The sequence below is a fragment of the Corynebacterium sp. HMSC11D10 genome, from assembly GCF_001806995.1.
Lineage (GTDB): Bacteria > Actinomycetota > Actinomycetes > Mycobacteriales > Mycobacteriaceae > Corynebacterium > Corynebacterium coyleae.
Window position 1 is genome coordinate 51,064 of the sequence record NZ_KV787065.1, and the last position, 15,781, is coordinate 66,844.

A 15,781-nucleotide genomic window follows, 5' to 3' on the forward strand; every position below is an offset into this window, starting at 1 on the left:
ATGCTTTTGAAGAAAGCTTTAATCCTCCCTCTAGCTGTTTCTACCGCTCTCGTCACAGTCCCTGTCGCTACGGCCAGCGCAGCTCCTGCCATGCAGGAGCGGGAGTGCGTCGAGACTCACCAGGTGCCCACTACTCTCGGTGCAGACCGAGAGACTGTTTCGGAAAATGACCTCAAACAAATCAATGAGGATATCGAGTCCGCGGGTGGTTCCCCGTTGCCTGCGGGAACAGTTGAGTACGGGTTCAACGCTGATGGTGACGCGGTAGCCATTGACTCCAACGGTCGGGAAACAGTCTTGTCTTCAGCAGAGAAGATGGATGCTGAGCTGAATTCAGTACTAGTTCAGACTAGGTCCGCAGCGGACCAAGACGATAAGGGAATTCTTAGCGCAGCTGCCGCAAGCATTGCTGGTTGTGCAGGTAGCGTAATCGGTTACGATACAATCCTGGAAATTTTAGAGAAGAGGGTTTCCTACTGGGCCTTGGTAAAGTTTCTCGCAAAGAAAATTGGACCAGGACTTGCGATCAGCTGCATCGCCGGTGCAGGTGGCGCCCTTGCCAGCTACATGGGATGGTAAAAAATGCGCCCAATGGTAACGATTTGCGGATTCTTAGTGGCACTTGGCATATTTCGTTTTTACACTGATATGCCTTGGTTCCCTTCTGTATTCTTTGGAGGCATCGCTGGGCTTATCGCAGGTGTAGCTCTGACAAAATCCGGGTGGCAGGCAGCCCGTCGAATTGTGTATAACTTTTCTCGGGGATGGTCCTAGCGCTGAGTGCCAGGATTGAATCAAGGTGGGGTGCAAAGCACTCGCACTATGAAAAGGTTGGTGGGCTCACTCGAGCATTAAGCGGCGTGGGTCCGCCAACTATATAGGCCGTTCAGAATGAGAGCGCTATGAGTTCTGCCCTGGATCTGCAGTCCATCTTCTTTAGCAGGGAAGACACCATTCTTTTTACGTGGGGCTCCGAGTAGAACAACGCGTTCGCTATTTGCCTGTTACTTTTTCCTTGGCACAGCAATTGCATGACGGTTTCCTCGTTATCGGTCAAGGAGGCTTTCTCTATCCGTTCGGAGAAACGCCCCCATGAGGATCGGGCAACCAGTCGTTTCACGCATTGAGGTGACAGACTTGTCCCTCCGTTGAGTGCATCCCTGAGCGCCTGAATGATTTTCTGCGGTGGCTGGCCTTTGATGACGTACCCGGACGCCCCACGCGCAAGAGAAGTAATCATCGTATCGTCAGTGTCATATGCTGTCATCACGACAAAGACAGGTGGGGCATCGAAACTGTTCAACTTCTTCAGCAGTTCGATCCCATCCATATCGGGCATACGTACATCAGACAATACGATGTCGCAGGTGTGATTGTTGAGCCACGTCAGTGCACTGCGCCCGTTTGTGGCAGTGGCGATAACTTCTAGGTCTGGAGCTTTAGAGAAGTAAACCGGAAATGATTCACGGATTACGGGATCATCATCAACAAGCAGGATCGTGAAACTCATTTGCTGCACCAAGGGTGTGTTTGACCCTTACTGCACCCCAGCCAGTCCTTAATAAACTGGTTCGTTTGGATCACTGGTTCACCCTCAGTGGAAGGTGCCACGACTGGTGGGAGGGGACCTGCCGCAAGGCCAACGGTGAAGATTAGAGAGGCCAACATTTTCATATCAATTACGGAACCTTTCAAACCGGGACCTGGAAGGTAATCGTCCAACGGGCATCAGTGCTGTCTAGTGTCATGCTTCCGCCTACGATAGCAATCGTTCGTTGCATAGAGTCTAGACCGAAATTGCTGGAGCCAGCTCGCCGACGGCCGAGCCTATAGGTGTTGGCGAGAGTCACCGTCACTTTTTCGGTATTTGCAGTCGCGGTAATACTAACTGTGGAATAAGGGACGGCATATTTGATGATGTTGGCACTAGCTTCAGATAGACATTGACTGAGCGCCCTTTTGATAGATTCAGAGCCAGGATCCACACGAATAGTCGTGGTGGTCTCAACGTGAAATCCGGCCTCCTGAAGTGAACGGGCAGTTTGCATCACTGTCATTGGTAGTGCCGGTACGGTCACCTGCGGATGATTAATCGTCTGGGCATTGAGCTCATCTACCAGCGTGCGGATGTCACCCATTGATTTACGCGCTGTGGCGGCACACCGCTGTAGAGCTTGCTCCTTCTCCGGCATGGAGATCGCTAGTGCTTCAAGTCTCGCTATCAGCGCGGTTAAATCAGCAGCCACCATGTCATGAAGAAATCCCGCTACCTCTACCTGACGTTTGCGCATCTGGGACTTCTGTCGCATCTGTTTTGTGTGCACCCTAGCGATAAACCACCCGGCAGCAAAGGCACTGACCATCATGAGTGTAAAGGTGGTTACAGACTGGGGATCCATACTCAACGACTTTTGATCCGGGGAGAAAAACCCGAGTAGCGTCGTAATAGCAGCAAAGGCCACAGCAGTCTTGTACTTGTGTTGCGCAGTAACCACCGTAACCAGCAGAACCGCCGTCAATGTCAACAGATCGGGCGAATGGCCAGACAAGTTAACGAACGCGAGCAAAATAAGACATCCCAAAACTGCAGCAGTAGGAAGATATGCCGCAAGAGGCAGTGTAGCCACTAAAAAGAGGAATAAAACCCCGGTACCAACATCGACAGGAGCGATCACCAGCACACGCAAGCCCCACAAGACAAGGGCAAGCAGGCACAGCACGAGTGCTATCGATAGGCGAATAGAACGAAAAAAATTAACAAACACATTGAATACCAATAGCTCTATCGATGGAAAACATAAACGAATAGTCAAGAATGAAGGTCACGGTTCACCCCAACACTCAGTTTCTGAATGTCCAACTGTCGACAATAGACGTCTCCCCCTCCTGGGAGGTGATCTTCTTCAACACTGCGCCACCGACTACGAGACCATCGCGGCGATCCCCGAGCCGCAAGAAACCCTGCAACGCTTCGGCGAGCACCTGCTGCACACGCCCATGCTTATCGACGACACCCCGTGGCAGACCACCGACCCCCGCTCCTGCAACCGCGACGCGCTGGCACGACTGCTCGATACGGGGGCGCGCATCGCGATCCCGACCATGCAGCCGCGCGAGCTCTACCGCGTGTTCGACGAGTTACAGATCGACCCGGCACAGACCCAGATCGATGTGTACGCCGAGCCGGCAGACACGCTGCTTGCGTGCGCGCGCAGTTACGCTGCCGCTCGCGAAATGCACGAAGAACTCGCAAGCCAGTAGCAGGTTTTAGCCCTGCATTGGCCAGGCGGTGAGCACGCCGGAGGCGTCGCGCCCGTTGGCCTCAAAGTACTTCTTGCGGTCGGTCTGCATGCGGAAGTACTCCACGGCCTGCCACTCCATAAGGTCGCCAGACTCCATCTCGGCGAGGTCTGGGTAGGCCTTGCGCACCTGCATCCACGCCACACGTGCGGCGGCGAACGCGTCGGCGGTTGCCTCGTGGGCGTTGTCGATGCGCACCCCGTAGTGCTCGCACATCGCGGTCAGGTTCCGTGGGCCCTTGCGGTAGCGGTCCTTCGCACGGTCGACCACCAGCGGGTCGAACACGGGGCCGGTGACGGTGAAGTCTCCGGTGAGGTTGCGCAGCACCGTCAGGTCGTAAGGGGCGTTGAACACCACGAGTGTCAGGCCGTCTTCCCAGCCTTTCTTGATCGACTCGACCGTTTCGCGCACCACCTCGTCGTGGTCGCGGCCTTCCGCACGCGCCTTCTCCGTCGTAATACCGTGCACCTTGGCGGCTTCCTCGGGGATTTCAATCCCGGGGTCGGCGAGGGTTTCGTTGGCGTCGACCACGCCGTCGTCGATACGCACAAGCGCAGACGTGACCACGCGAGCCTCGCGCGGGTTAGCGGAGGTGGTCTCCAGGTCGAAGGAGAGCATGCGGGAGGCATCGAATGTGGCCATGCCGGTCATTGTAACGAGCGCGCCGACACGAGTGATCCAAAGTCGTTAACCGAGCTTCCGGACTCCGATAAAGCTGGAGAGCGGAGTTGGATCTCGATTGAGGTCATAAGTGCGCAACAGGTCGATGTACACGCTCTTATCCAGGTCCCAGTCGTATTCATAAGTATGGGGAAGACCCTGTGACGCAGCAAATACGAGATCAGCCATGAGACGGGTGACTCGGCCGTTACCGTCGGTGAACGGATGGATACGAACTAGCTCAGCGTGGGTAGCAATACCCAACTGTCTGGCGGTGAGTAACGAAGCCTCTGCTTGATAACCAAGATTGCCAAAGGAAGCATGTAACTCAGTGGAAATGAATTGCGGATCCACACCGATATTGAGCCCAGTGCGACGGAACGCTCCAGACCAGGTCCAGATGCCGTCGAATAACCACCGGTGAAGCTCGACAAGGAACGATGTTGTCAGTATCTCGTCGAGATGAAGTTCCGAATTGTCGATGTCCTCGAGAACCCTCGCACGAGTAACTGCAAGGGTCTGCTGTTCGAGGCTATGAATTGTGAGCTTGTCAGGGATACGGTCAAAATGTTCGAGCAGCGCCGGTTCGAGCGCACTCATCTCATCTCCGTCGAGCGGGGTTTCGCCGTAGCCGGGGTCTAACCCCATCCGCGTTCCTCGAAAAGCCGTGAGAGGATTTGCTGTTCAAGCTCGGACGGTTCGTAGGTCTCAGGAACGGCACGGCTCTCAAGAGCCATCGAGGCACGTGCAGCGCGGATCGATGCCCCGGATGCTTCAAAGCATTGCGCGTGTGTTGCTGTCATGTTGTGCCTCCCTTCTCCTAGCGCATTGTAGTAGCAGATCGAGTGCCTTGCGGAATACAACCTGGTGAACTTGGGAGGCCTGCTGCAAGCGACAGGATGATTGTTTTAACACCTACACTGGCTCCTCGTGAGTGAAATTTCCGCTGATCTGCACCGTGAATGGGACGAACTAGCCGCCGAGGTCCGTAAGCACCGCGACCTGTATTACAACGGCCAGCCGGTGATTACCGACGCCGAGTTCGACGAGATGTTCCGCCGCCTCCAGAAGATGGAGGAGGATCACCCGGAGTTGGCGGTGCCGGATTCGCCAACGAAGCAGGTCGGCGCGCCGACGGCCGATTCCGCGTTCGCGGACGTAACACACCCCGAGCGCATGATGAGCCTGGATAACGTGTTCTCCGAAGAGGAGATGCGCGAGTGGCTGGACAAGACCCCGGGGCCGTACCTGGCGGAGTTGAAGATCGACGGGCTGTCCATCGACCTGATCTACGAAAACGGGGAACTGACCCGCGCAGCAACGCGTGGCGACGGCACTACCGGCGAGGACATCACCGCCAACGCGCGCGTCATCGAGGACATCCCGCACAAACTCACTGGCGACGCACCCGCGTTCCTCGAGGTCCGCGGCGAGGTATTCATCCGCCCTGAGGACTTCCCGGAACTCAATGAGTTGCGCCAAAAGGAAGGCGGCAAACCGTTCGCCAACCCCCGCAACACGGCAGCCGGCGGCCTACGCCAGAAGAATCCGGAGGACGTGAAGAAGCGCAAACTGCGCATGATCTGCCACGGCATCGGCGCACGCGAGGGCTTTACCCCCGAGACCCAGCATGAGGCGTACGAGAAACTCGCCGAGTGGGGCCTGCCGGTCTCTGAGTACACGCGCCGGGCTGAGACTGCGGACGATGTGCTCAAGGCCGTGAAGTACTGGGGTGAGCACCGCAATGATGCGATCCACGAGATGGACGGGCTTGTGGTCAAGGTGGATTCCGTCGCTGAACAGCGCGGGCTTGGCGCGACGTCGCGCGCGCCGCGTTGGGCGATTGCCTACAAGTATCCGCCGCAGGAGGTGACCACGAAACTGCTCGACATTGAGGTCTCTGTCGGTCGTACGGGCCGCGCGACGCCGTATGCGGTGCTGGAGCCGGTGTTCGTCTCAGGCTCGACGGTGTCTATGGCAACCCTGCACAACCAGCATGAAGTCAAGCGCAAGGGCGTGATGATCGGCGACACCGTGGTGGTGCGCAAGGCCGGCGAGATTATCCCCGAGGTGCTGGGCCCCGTTGCAGATCTTCGCGACGGCACCGAGCGCGAATTCGTCTACCCCGAGAACTGCCCCTCGTGCGGCACGAAACTTGCTCCCGCGAAGGAGGGCGACGCGGACTGGCGCTGCCCGAATACCCGCTCGTGCCCCGCACAGCTCGCCACCCGCCTGGAGTACATCGCATCACGCGGCGTATTCGATATCGAGGCACTCGGCGAGAAAGGCGCGCAGGATCTCATCGCGTCGGGCGTGCTTATCGACGAAGCCCACCTCTTCGATCTCACCGAAGACGATTTGAAGAAGTCCAGCGTGTACACACGCAAGGACGGTCAAGTCAACGCGGCAGGCAAGAAACTCCTGGCCAATCTAGAAACGGCGCGCCACGCGGACCTGTGGCGTGTGATCACAGGGCTATCCATCCGTCACGTCGGCCCGACCGCCGCGCGTGCGCTCGCGTCGCGCTTCCACTCGATGCGTTCGCTTATCGACGCCCCCGTGGCCGACCTCGCCGAAACCGACGGCGTGGGCGAGGTGATTGCGGAGTCGTTCAAGGAGTGGTTCACGGTGGACTGGCATCAGGCGATCGTCGATAGTTGGGCGGCCGCTGGCGTGACCATGGAGTCCGACGAAGAGGAACGCGCCCCGCAGACCCTGGAGGGGCTGACCATCGTGGCCACGGGCACACTCGAGGGCTTCACCCGCGACGAGATCAAAGAGGCGATCCTCTCGCGCGGCGGCAAGGCGGCCGGCTCGGTGTCGAAGAAAACCGATTACGTGGTGGTGGGCGAGAACGCCGGCTCCAAGGCCGCGAAGGCGGAGGAGTTGGGCCGGCCGATCCTTAACGAGGAGCAGTTTGTGCAGCTGCTCGAGGGCGGCCCTGACGCGCTTGCGTAAGGCGCGCGGCGCTCAGGCCGACAAGCGCAGCCGCCCAGACGGCAATGGCCCACCACAGCCAGATGGGGAACTGGCCGTTCCAGTTCACGCCAAATGAGAGCATCCACACCACAGCTGCGGAGATGACCGCGTTGACGAGGATGTAAATGGGGCCCTTGGCGTTTCGCACGGCGTTGAAGGTCGCGGACGCAAGGAGCAGCAGAATCATGACGAGTGCGATCATCGGGTTTCCTCCATCAGGTCGATGCCGAGCGCGTCTACCCAGGCTTCGGTGTCGCCCGCGACGAACGCGGCGCGACTGTGGTCGGCGCGTTCCGGGTCCCAGACCAGCATGGTGCGGAAACCGCCGGTGCCGCCGTTGTGGAACGTGATTTCTTCACCGCCTTCGTCGAGGCTTGCCCAGCCATAGTCGGGCACACCGTGCGAGGACACCCATTCCACGTATTTGGCCATGTCGGCAGCAGTGGAGCGGATCGCGCCAGCCGGGGCCCAGCCGTCCATGTCCCACGGGCCGGCGGGGTGCCCGTTGGCGGCCAGGCCTGTCGGTGCTTCGTCGACGGTGCCAGGTAGCGCCACGTAGGTCGACGTCATGCCAGCGGGCTCGAAGATTCGGGTGCACAGCAGTTCGTCGTAGGGCACGCCGGCGTGTATGGCCAGCAGCTGGCCGAGCAGCGCGTGGCCGTAGTTTGAGTATTGTTCCTCGCCGCGGTTGTTCAGCTCGGCGGAACCGGCGGCGTCGAGTATGTCCTGCGGTGTGTCGCGCCGGTAGGGATTGCCGCCGTCGCGGATGTTCGCCACGAACATGTCCGCGAGGCTCAGACTTTCGGTGGGGGCGAGCCCGGAGGTGTGGTTGAGCAGCTCCTCGATGGTCACATCGGCGACGGGGGCGGAGGGGACGTCGATAAGCTCCTGCACCTGAGTATCCAGGCTGAGCTCGCCGGCGTCGATGAACTGGCGGACAAGCTCCGCGTTGAATGTTTTGGTGATCGAGCCGATTTCGAAGTCATTGTGCTCGTCGGCGCCGAGGCCGCCGAAGCGGACTTCGCCGTCGTCGTAGGTGAAGGCGGCGAGGTTGCGGTGGCCGTCTTCCGCGAGGTGTTCGAGGGCGGAGGAGATCTCGGCATCGCCAGTGTGCTCAGAGGCCACGGAAATGTCGCGGGGGCCGGTGGAGAGCATCAACGCGGCGGCGATGGCGGCGGCGATTACGCCGGCAGCAATGTTGGTAGTGCGCATCAGTGGTCCTCTCCGGCGATCACGATCGCCATGAGCGGGATAACGCGGGCCGGGGGAATCTCGAACATCCCGCCCTGCTTGCGCACCCAGCCGGCGGCCTGCAGTTCCTTCAGGTGGTGGTACGCGGTGCCGGTGGAGGAAACCAGCTCAGATTCGACCAGCTCCGTCACGCCCGCCGGTGCGGCTAAAAGGTGGCGCAAGATGGCGCCGCGGACGGGGTGCGCGAGCGCGGCGATGCGGTCCATTGCGTCGTCCCACGGTTGGTCCGTGATCCACGCTGTTGGGCGGATCCATTCATAGGAGTAGGTGCCGGTCGGAAGCTCCACGTCGCCTTTGAAGGTGACTGTTCCGTGGTCCACCTCAGCTCCGGAACCGGGGAGTGAGGTGGACTCGGGCGATGAGGCCTGTTCGAGCGCGGCGACGCGTGCTTCGAGGTCAGAGAGGCGTGCTTCAATCGGTTGCATGCTTTCTAGAATTACAGAATTCTAGAAAGCATGCAACGGCTGAGGTCTGCGCTAGCGCAGGATCGCGCCGATGATGTAGCCCAAATCGCCGACCTCGCGCACCTCGGAGGCCAAGAAATCGGGACCGCCCACACGGCCGACGACGAGCACGAGGTCGGTGCCGTGCAGGGGTGCCACGGTCAGGGCGGTGTCCAACTGGAACCAAGACTCTGGCACCCATTCGTCGAAATCGGGCTGCAAGATGCGCGCGCCCTCGATTGCGGGCATCTGCGGGGTGGAACCGTCATCCTCGGGCGCGGCGGAGGAGGCAGCGACGCGCTCCAAACCGGCGTCGGTGTTGCTCAGCACCACCGCCCAGGAGGAGGTGACGGCCTTCGGCATGACGTTGACCAACTCTTCGAGCGTGTCGGCCTGTTTGCCCGAATGTGCCGCGATCTGGGCGAGCATTTGGATCTGTCCGCGGCGGTCGACGCGCCCGGTGAAGGGGCGGATCGAGTCCACTTCGGCGCCGTCGACGGATGCGACGGCGGTGATCAGGGTGTCCACCATGACTCCGGTGGGCAGGGTGACCACGATGTCGTCGGTCACGGTGCCGTCGAGTGAGGACTCGACGATGTCTACGGAGTTGATGTCGGCCTCCACGATGCCGAACGCCTCAGCGAGCTGGCCGAGGCTGCCCGGCACATCGGGGAGTGAAACGCGGATGAGGTACGACATGGCCTTATTTATAGCAACTGGGGGAGAAGAAGCGGTGGCGCGACGTGACGTAAGATAAGGCGCGTTAATCGCAACCCACGTTATGCCGAAGGGATGGGACTGTGGCTGAGATTTCACGCGACGAGGTGTCGCGCATCGCACGCCTGGCGCGAATTGCGCTGAAAGACGAGGAGCTGGACACGATTGCCCAGCAGCTGGACACGATTGTGGAAGCAGTGTCGAAGGTGCAAAGCGTGGACACCGAGGGCGTGACCCCGATGAGCCACCCGCACTCCATCGACGCCGGTATGCGCGCCGATGTGGAAAAGAAGGTGCTGACGCAGGAGCAGGCGCTGGATCAGGCGCCGGCTGTGGAGGACGACCGCTTTATGGTGCCGCAGATTCTCGGAGAGGGAGACTAAACGATGACGCAGTACACGATTCCGGCAGAGGGGCTCGTCGCAAAGCCAGCGCACGAACTTGCGGCGATGATTCAGGCTGGCGAGGTCACCTCGCGCGAAGTTACCCAGGCGTTTTTGGACCGCATCGCGGAGATTGACGACGAATTGGGGGCCTTCCTGCACGTTGGTGCCGAAGAGGCCCTGGCTGCGGCTGACAAGGTCGACGAGCAGGTAAAGAACGGCGAGGAGCCAGCGTCTGCGCTCGCTGGTGTGCCGCTGGCACTGAAGGACTTGCTGGTCACCACGGACGCGCCGACGACGGCTGCGTCGAAGATGCTTGAGGGCTACATGAGCCCGTACGACGCTACTGTGGTCAAGAAGCTGCGCGCCGCTGGCATCCCGATTCTGGGCAAGACCAACCTGGATGAGTTTGCCATGGGCTCTTCCACGGAGAACTCCGCGTACAAGCAGACGAAGAACCCGCACGATTTGGAGCGCGTCCCGGGTGGTTCCGGTGGCGGCACCGCTGCGGCGCTTGCATCTGGTGAGGCCCCGCTGGGCATCGGTACCGACACGGGCGGCTCGATCCGCCAGCCGGCATCGCTGACCGGCACCGTTGGCGTGAAGCCGACCTACGGTGGAGTCTCGCGCTATGGCGTGATCGCCTGTGCGTCCTCGCTCGACCAGGTTGGCCCGTGCGCGAACAATGTGCTTGATACTGCGCTGCTGCACGAGATCATCGCTGGCCACGACGAGTTCGACGCTACCTCCGTGGACCGCGAGGTTCCGGCGTGTGCCGACGCAGCTCGTGAGGGCGTTTCGGGTGATCTCAAGGGCGTCAAGATCGGACGCGTCAAGCAGTTCGAGCGCCCCGGCACCCAGGAAGGTGTCAAGGAGGCCATCGACGCCGCCTACGCTCAGCTCGAGCGCCAGGGGGCTGAGATTGTCGAGGTCGACTGCCCGAGCTTCGACGACGTCATGGGTGCGTACTACATCATCCAGATGTCCGAGGTGAGCTCGAACCTCGCACGTTTCGACGGCATGCGTTACGGCCTGCGCGTCGGCGACGACGGCTCCCGCTCCGCTGAAGCAGTCATGGCAGCCACCCGTGGCGAAGGCTTCGGCGGCGAGGTCAAGCGCCGCATCATCCTTGGCACCTACGCGCTGTCGGTGGGCTACTACGACGCCTACTACCTGCAGGCACAGCGTGTGCGCACCCTGATCGCCCAGGACTTTGCCAAGGCGTTCGAGGGCTGCGATGTCATTGCAGCACCGTCTGTGCCGTCGACCGCCTTCAAGTTGGGTGAAAAGGTTGACGACCCGTTGGCGATGTACAACTTCGACCTGTTCACGCTGCCGCTGAACCTGGCTGGTTTGCCGGGCATGTCGGTTCCGGCGGGCAACGCCTCCGATACCGACCTTCCGGTTGGTCTGCAGTTGATCGCCCCGGCGTTCGAGGACGCACGCCTCTACCGCGTGGGTGCCGCATTTGAAGCCGGCCGTTAATCCCTGGAATACCCTCGCAGCCTTGGCTGCGGGGTATTTTCTTGTCCTGATCGACCAGGGCTTCATGCCCGTGATCACCCCGCTTCTGCCGTACGAGGTCGGCGGCGCGGTGTGGCTGACCAGTGTGTACTTGCTGTGCACGGTCGCGCCCATGCCGGCCACGGGACGGCTTGGCGACGCCTTCGGGCAGCGCCGCATGTTCCTCACCGGCCTGACCGTCTACGTGGCGGCGCTGGCACTAGCGGGCGCGTCGTGGTCGTTCGGTTCCCTGATCGTCGCGCGTGCGCTCCAGGGCTTCGGCGCGGCGGTGTTCCTGCCGCAAGCCTTCGGTCTGATCCCGCGCGTGTTTGCCGACGACAAGCAAGGCCGCGCATTCGCCGTGTGGGGCGTGATCGGTTCGGTGGCCTCGCTGATCGGGCCGGTTGTTGGCGGTGCGATTGCGCAGTCCCAAGGTTGGCGTGCGGCGTTTTACGCCCAGGCTGGGTTAGGCGCCGTTGCGCTGGTCGCCGGTGTCATCGCTCTGCCGCGATTGACGACGACAGGGAAGCGGGTCACCTTATTACCGGTCGTGCTGTCCTTCGGCGGGCTTGGGCTGTTGGTCTACGGCATCCAGTTCGGCTATTGGCCCTCGATCCTGTTCGGTGTGCTGCTGCTGGGCGTGCTTGTGCAGTCCGCACGCAACGGTACCGACGACGGGTTCCTACCAATCGAGCTCCTTTCGGATCGCGCTTTTGCACTAGGCACACTCGGCGTGGCCTCCATGGGGTTCACCGTCGCCTCGATGTTTATCCCGCTGATGTACTGGCTGCAGACGGTCGCAGGGGCCTCGCCCTCGGCGGCGGGCCTGATCACAGCACCGATGTCGGTGCTCGCGCTGGTGCTCACGCCGGTGGCCGGCTACCTGACGGATCGGCGCAACCCCGGCAAGCTCTGCGCGATCGGGTTCACGCTCAGCGCTGTGGCGCTGGTGCTGGCGATCGCGCTCATCAACGCCGGCGCTAACCTGTGGTGGTTCACCGCAGTCACGGCGCTGCTCGGTATCGGTGGCGCGTTTGTGTGGGCGCCGAACGCGGCAGTCACCATGCGCGGCATCACCGAGGGACAGACCGGCGCTGCGTCCGGGTTGTACAACACCGCGCGCCAGGTTGGCAGCGTGCTCGGCGTGGCACTTGTGGGGGCAGTGCTCGCCTCCGGTGAGATCGATGTGACGGCGTCGAAGGCGCTGGTGTTGCCGGTTGTGGCGATGGTGGTGGGCGTGGTGTCGTCGATACGCATTGCGCCGCGGGCAGGGGCAGGCGCAGCGCGCTAGGCTGGCGTGCATGCGACTTGCCACGTTGACCTCTGGAGGAGATTGCCCCGGACTAAACGCCGTTATCCGCGGTGTGGTCCGCACCGCGAACACCGAATACGGCTCCACCGTCGTTGGATACCGCGACGGTTGGGTCGGTTTGATGGAGGACCGCAGGGTCGATCTTTACGACGACGCCTACATGGACTCCCTGCTTCTACGCGGCGGCACGATTCTGGGCACGGGGCGACTGCACCCGGACAAGTTCAAGGCTGGAATCGACACGATTAAGGCCAACTTGGACGATGCTGGCATTGATGCACTCATCGCCATTGGTGGTGAGGGCACGCTCAAGGGCGCGAAGTGGCTCTCCGACAACGGCATCCCTGTTGTGGGCGTGCCGAAGACGATTGACAACGACGTGGCCGCCACCGACTACACCTTCGGGTTCGACACCGCCGTGTCTGTGGCTACCGACGCAATCGACCGCCTGCACACCACCGCCGAATCTCACAACCGCATCCTGATCGTGGAGGTCATGGGCCGCCACGTCGGCTGGATCGCCCTGCATGCCGGCATGGCGGGGGGTGCGCACTACACCGTGATCCCGGAAGAACCGTTCGACATTGCGGAGATCTGCAAAGCGATGGAGCGTCGCTTCCAGATGGGGGAGAAGTACGGCATCATCGTCGTCGCCGAAGGCGCGGTGCCGAAGGAAGGCACGATGGATGCCGGCCTCGGCGAAGAAGACGAGTTCGGTCACAAGACCTTCAATGGCATGGGCCAGATCATTGGCGACGAGGTGAAGAAGCGCCTCGGCTACGACGTGCGCACCACAGTGCTTGGCCACATCCAGCGCGGTGGCACGCCGACGGCGTACGATCGCGTGCTGGCCACTCGCTACGGTGTGCACGCCACCCGTGCGGCGCACAACGGCAACTTTGGCAGCTGTGTGGCCCTACGTGGCGAAGACATTGAACTCGTTGCCCTTGAGGACGCAGTGGCGCAACTCAAGACCGTCCCGGAGCGCCGCTACGCCACCGCGAAGGCGATGTTCACATAGCGCCCGCATGCACACGCTATGAAAAACCGCATTCCTAACCCCTGCCGCCTGCTCATCGTCGGCATCAACCCCGGCCGCCTCACCGAGGAGGTGGACGCGCCGTTTGCCTACCCGGGCAATCGCTTCTGGCCGGCGTTGGAGGCCGCGGGCATCACCCCCTACCGCGTCCACGCCAACGAGGGGCTCTCCGACAAGGACGCCGCCATGCTCGCCGAGCGCGGCATCGGGTTTACCAACCTGGTGGGACGCATGACGCCGAAAGCGTCGGACCTTTCCAAGGCAGAGCTCGTGGAGGGAGGGGAGGTGGTGCGGAGTGTCGTCGAAAAGCATCAGCCCAGAGCTGTGATGTTCGCAGGCATCGGGGCATACCGCGATGCCTATCGACGACCAAAGGCCACCCGCGGCCTTCAACCCGAAACCCTCACCGGAGTGCCGGTGTGGGTGGTGGGCAACCCCAGCGGGCTCAACGCGCATGAGACCGTGGCCACGCTCGCTGAGAGCTACCGGGAGGTCTGGGAGGCGACAGCGCGGGAACAGCGGTAAAGCCAGATCAGCAGCACCCACAGCAGGACCGTGACCGCGATCGAGCCGACGAGACCCGCGACACCGGGAAGCTCACGGGACTTGACTACCGCGAGAGCGAAATGTTGCGCTATCGGCACATCTGTCCTTCCCTCTCGGTCTTGGGTTGAAGAAATTGCGAGGATGTCGGCGGAGGAGCATAAACCTAGTGGGACGGGGATTGTTGGATCTTCCGATTCGATGAGTAGTGCTCTTGAGTTTTAGGGCACTTCCATCCCATTCACGGTTAAAGATGGTCTCTTCTCTCAACTATTCTGTGTGTGCGGAAAAGCCCATAACTATACGGTCAAGGCATGCGAGATATGAGGAATACGATTGGCGACCTTTCCTAGTCAGGGAGAGGTCAGTTGTGGACTTCTTTCCTACAAATCCCTTCGCAACGCTGACCATTCCCGCGTCTTCGAGAGCGCTAATACTTTTTGACAAGGTAGGATAGCTGAGGTCTAGGTGTTCTTTTAGCGTCTGGTATGTAGCAGAATCTACCGACGCTAGGCACGCCATTACCCCCAGCCTGTTGGGCGAATGAAGGAGGGGGTCGATCCCCTCCAAGGCTTGACTGATCTCCACTAGCTACCCGACTTAACTTTCCAGGCGCCAAGCCCCGCAAACGGGATGGCCGTCAGCGCAGCAATTAGAAAAGCCACTGCCGGGGGATTCGCGTCTCCGCTCGTGTTTGCCCAGCTCCATTCGCCGATCACGACAACGGCAATCGATAGGAGAGTGGCGGCCACGTAAGCCCTTTTCCATCCGTAGGGTTGAACCTTCCTTGTTTCTCTGATCCCCACCGCAACGGCAAGGGTCGACAGGAGATAGAGGAAAGGGGATAGTACGTAAGCTACGGACAGCCATACGGAGGAAGAGGTCTGCGAGATTAGGTGGATGCTCACGAAGAGAAATGTCAATCCCGACATCAACAAGATCCAGTACCCCTCTTTTTTGGAGACCTTTTGAGGCGATGCTGATCGGCTGGCTTGGGCTCTGTCGGTGAAGCGACCTGCAGTCATTTTGGCGATCCTTCCTTCAAGTTGCCTACAGTGTAACCGCTTTCCATTATGGCAACAAGGTGGGATCAGTGCGAATGTCCGCGCCAAGGGTGTCATTAAATTTCCAAGTCTCTCCATTGGAAGAAAAGTATTAACGGAGGGTGGTTCTTCCTGCATTGAGCCGTCGGGCAACTTCGGCTTTCGTTATCCCCTCACTCACCCACTTGCGCGCCTGAGCTAGCTGTTTGTCGCGGAGAGCTTTTGCCTGCCCGACCTTTGTAGACACCGCGGGCTTTGGCTCTGGAAATACCTTCGGCCTGTCGCTCGCGAATGATGGCACGTTCAGCCTCAGGCAACGGCCCGAAGTGTGCACCTGGACGGAGGCCGCGGCCCTGGAGCAGCTGCTTTGCGACGTCCTGCAGGCCCAAACCGGCGACACTTTGTGGGGGGGCAGTGCACGTGGGCAATGGGCCGTCGATAGGCAATGCGCTCGCTGTTGACCGCGAGAAGACGGCGGCATTTGTGTGGGTGCAGAGGCGGGGCGAGCTGTATCGCGAGCACGACAGGTGGTGCGCACTACACCGTGATCCCCGAGGAGCCGTTCGATATTGCAGAGATCTGCAAAGCGATGGAGCGTCGCTTCCAAA

19 protein-coding genes are annotated in these 15,781 nt (G+C 60.7%); 8 read left to right on the forward strand and 11 right to left on the reverse strand.

Going from position 1 to position 15,781, the window contains the following annotated elements:
• Nucleotides 1–579 (forward strand): hypothetical protein, encoded by a 579-nt coding sequence (locus HMPREF3120_RS08540; RefSeq protein WP_070452271.1) that lies wholly within the window; start codon nucleotides 1–3, stop codon nucleotides 577–579.
• A gap of 307 nt (nucleotides 580–886) precedes the next feature.
• Here the strand turns inward: HMPREF3120_RS08540 and HMPREF3120_RS08545 are convergent, their stop codons facing one another.
• Nucleotides 887–1,510, reverse strand: a complete 624-nt coding sequence (locus HMPREF3120_RS08545) for a response regulator (protein WP_070452378.1) — start codon at nucleotides 1,508–1,510, stop codon at nucleotides 887–889.
• Between the two features lie 181 nt (nucleotides 1,511–1,691).
• Nucleotides 1,692–2,813, reverse strand: a complete 1,122-nt coding sequence (locus tag HMPREF3120_RS08550; protein WP_083284849.1) for a sensor histidine kinase — start codon at nucleotides 2,811–2,813, stop codon at nucleotides 1,692–1,694.
• A gap of 184 nt (nucleotides 2,814–2,997) precedes the next feature.
• Here HMPREF3120_RS08550 and HMPREF3120_RS08555 point away from each other — a divergent pair, with 184 nt between their 5' ends.
• Nucleotides 2,998–3,261 carry a hypothetical protein gene (locus tag HMPREF3120_RS08555; protein ID WP_070452277.1) on the forward strand — a complete coding sequence of 88 codons (264 nt, stop codon included), beginning with the start codon at nucleotides 2,998–3,000 and terminating at the stop codon, nucleotides 3,259–3,261.
• Between the two features lie 6 nt (nucleotides 3,262–3,267).
• On the opposite strand, the gene HMPREF3120_RS08560 is transcribed toward HMPREF3120_RS08555, so the two are convergent.
• The 3 genes from HMPREF3120_RS08560 to HMPREF3120_RS12180 are packed head-to-tail and all read right to left on the reverse strand — an operon-like array spanning nucleotide 3,268 to nucleotide 4,763.
• Complete coding sequence (locus HMPREF3120_RS08560; protein ID WP_070452381.1) at nucleotides 3,268–3,942, reverse strand: 3'-5' exonuclease; 675 nt, start codon at nucleotides 3,940–3,942, stop codon at nucleotides 3,268–3,270.
• Nucleotides 3,943–3,987: 45 nt separating this feature from the next.
• Nucleotides 3,988–4,560 (reverse strand): Fic family protein, encoded by a 573-nt coding sequence (locus HMPREF3120_RS08565; RefSeq protein ID WP_167616763.1) that lies wholly within the window; start codon nucleotides 4,558–4,560, stop codon nucleotides 3,988–3,990.
• 38 nt (nucleotides 4,561–4,598) lie between these two features.
• A complete protein-coding gene (locus HMPREF3120_RS12180) occupies nucleotides 4,599–4,763 on the reverse strand; it encodes a hypothetical protein (protein ID WP_167594517.1) in 165 nt (54 codons plus the stop codon).
• Nucleotides 4,764–4,890: 127 nt separating this feature from the next.
• Between HMPREF3120_RS12180 and ligA the strand changes: the two genes are divergently transcribed.
• Nucleotides 4,891–6,918: an NAD-dependent DNA ligase LigA gene (ligA, locus tag HMPREF3120_RS08570; protein WP_070452280.1), complete on the forward strand. Its 2,028-nt coding sequence runs from the start codon at nucleotides 4,891–4,893 to the stop codon at nucleotides 6,916–6,918.
• On the opposite strand, the gene HMPREF3120_RS08575 is transcribed toward ligA, so the two are convergent.
• From HMPREF3120_RS08575 to HMPREF3120_RS08590, 4 genes are read right to left on the reverse strand one after another with little or no spacing between them, the layout of a single operon-like run.
• Nucleotides 6,863–7,141, reverse strand: a complete 279-nt coding sequence (locus HMPREF3120_RS08575) for a hypothetical protein (protein ID WP_070452283.1) — start codon at nucleotides 7,139–7,141, stop codon at nucleotides 6,863–6,865. The genes ligA and HMPREF3120_RS08575 overlap by 56 nt on opposite strands.
• Complete coding sequence (locus HMPREF3120_RS08580) at nucleotides 7,138–8,151, reverse strand: serine hydrolase domain-containing protein (protein ID WP_070452286.1); 1,014 nt, start codon at nucleotides 8,149–8,151, stop codon at nucleotides 7,138–7,140. The genes HMPREF3120_RS08575 and HMPREF3120_RS08580 overlap by 4 nt, the downstream gene beginning before the upstream one ends.
• Nucleotides 8,151–8,615, reverse strand: a complete 465-nt coding sequence (locus HMPREF3120_RS08585; protein WP_070452289.1) for an ArsR/SmtB family transcription factor — start codon at nucleotides 8,613–8,615, stop codon at nucleotides 8,151–8,153. The genes HMPREF3120_RS08580 and HMPREF3120_RS08585 overlap by 1 nt, the downstream gene beginning before the upstream one ends.
• Before the next feature lie 51 nt (nucleotides 8,616–8,666).
• Nucleotides 8,667–9,332: an ACT domain-containing protein gene (locus tag HMPREF3120_RS08590; protein WP_070452292.1), complete on the reverse strand. Its 666-nt coding sequence runs from the start codon at nucleotides 9,330–9,332 to the stop codon at nucleotides 8,667–8,669.
• A gap of 101 nt (nucleotides 9,333–9,433) precedes the next feature.
• Between HMPREF3120_RS08590 and gatC the strand changes: the two genes are divergently transcribed.
• Genes gatC through HMPREF3120_RS08615 form a run of 5 tightly spaced genes read left to right on the forward strand, consistent with a single transcriptional unit; the run spans nucleotide 9,434 to nucleotide 14,112 of the window.
• On the forward strand, nucleotides 9,434–9,733 hold the full coding sequence (gene gatC / locus HMPREF3120_RS08595) for an Asp-tRNA(Asn)/Glu-tRNA(Gln) amidotransferase subunit GatC (RefSeq protein WP_070422994.1): 300 nt from the start codon (nucleotides 9,434–9,436) through the stop codon (nucleotides 9,731–9,733).
• 3 nt (nucleotides 9,734–9,736) lie between these two features.
• Complete coding sequence (gatA, locus tag HMPREF3120_RS08600; protein WP_070452295.1) at nucleotides 9,737–11,218, forward strand: Asp-tRNA(Asn)/Glu-tRNA(Gln) amidotransferase subunit GatA; 1,482 nt, start codon at nucleotides 9,737–9,739, stop codon at nucleotides 11,216–11,218.
• A gap of 22 nt (nucleotides 11,219–11,240) precedes the next feature.
• Nucleotides 11,241–12,527 carry an MFS transporter gene (locus tag HMPREF3120_RS08605; RefSeq protein WP_246815453.1) on the forward strand — a complete coding sequence of 429 codons (1,287 nt, stop codon included), beginning with the start codon at nucleotides 11,241–11,243 and terminating at the stop codon, nucleotides 12,525–12,527.
• 10 nt (nucleotides 12,528–12,537) lie between these two features.
• Nucleotides 12,538–13,569, forward strand: coding sequence for a 6-phosphofructokinase (locus tag HMPREF3120_RS08610; RefSeq protein ID WP_070452300.1), 1,032 nt, complete (start codon nucleotides 12,538–12,540; stop codon nucleotides 13,567–13,569).
• 18 nt (nucleotides 13,570–13,587) lie between these two features.
• On the forward strand, nucleotides 13,588–14,112 hold the full coding sequence (locus HMPREF3120_RS08615) for a mismatch-specific DNA-glycosylase (RefSeq protein WP_070452303.1): 525 nt from the start codon (nucleotides 13,588–13,590) through the stop codon (nucleotides 14,110–14,112).
• 288 nt (nucleotides 14,113–14,400) lie between these two features.
• Here HMPREF3120_RS08615 and HMPREF3120_RS11775 read toward each other — a convergent pair whose 3' ends face one another.
• Together HMPREF3120_RS11775 and HMPREF3120_RS08620 are read right to left on the reverse strand one after the other, a co-directional pair.
• Entirely contained in the window at nucleotides 14,401–14,718 is a 318-nt protein-coding gene (locus tag HMPREF3120_RS11775) for a transcriptional regulator (RefSeq protein ID WP_070771757.1), read from the reverse strand.
• The gene (locus HMPREF3120_RS08620; protein ID WP_070452306.1) at nucleotides 14,718–15,155 is read right to left on the reverse strand and encodes a hypothetical protein; all 438 of its coding nucleotides are present in this window, start codon (nucleotides 15,153–15,155) and stop codon (nucleotides 14,718–14,720) included. Before HMPREF3120_RS08620 ends, HMPREF3120_RS11775 begins: the two co-directional genes overlap by 1 nt.
• Nucleotides 15,156–15,781 lie beyond the last annotated feature (626 nt).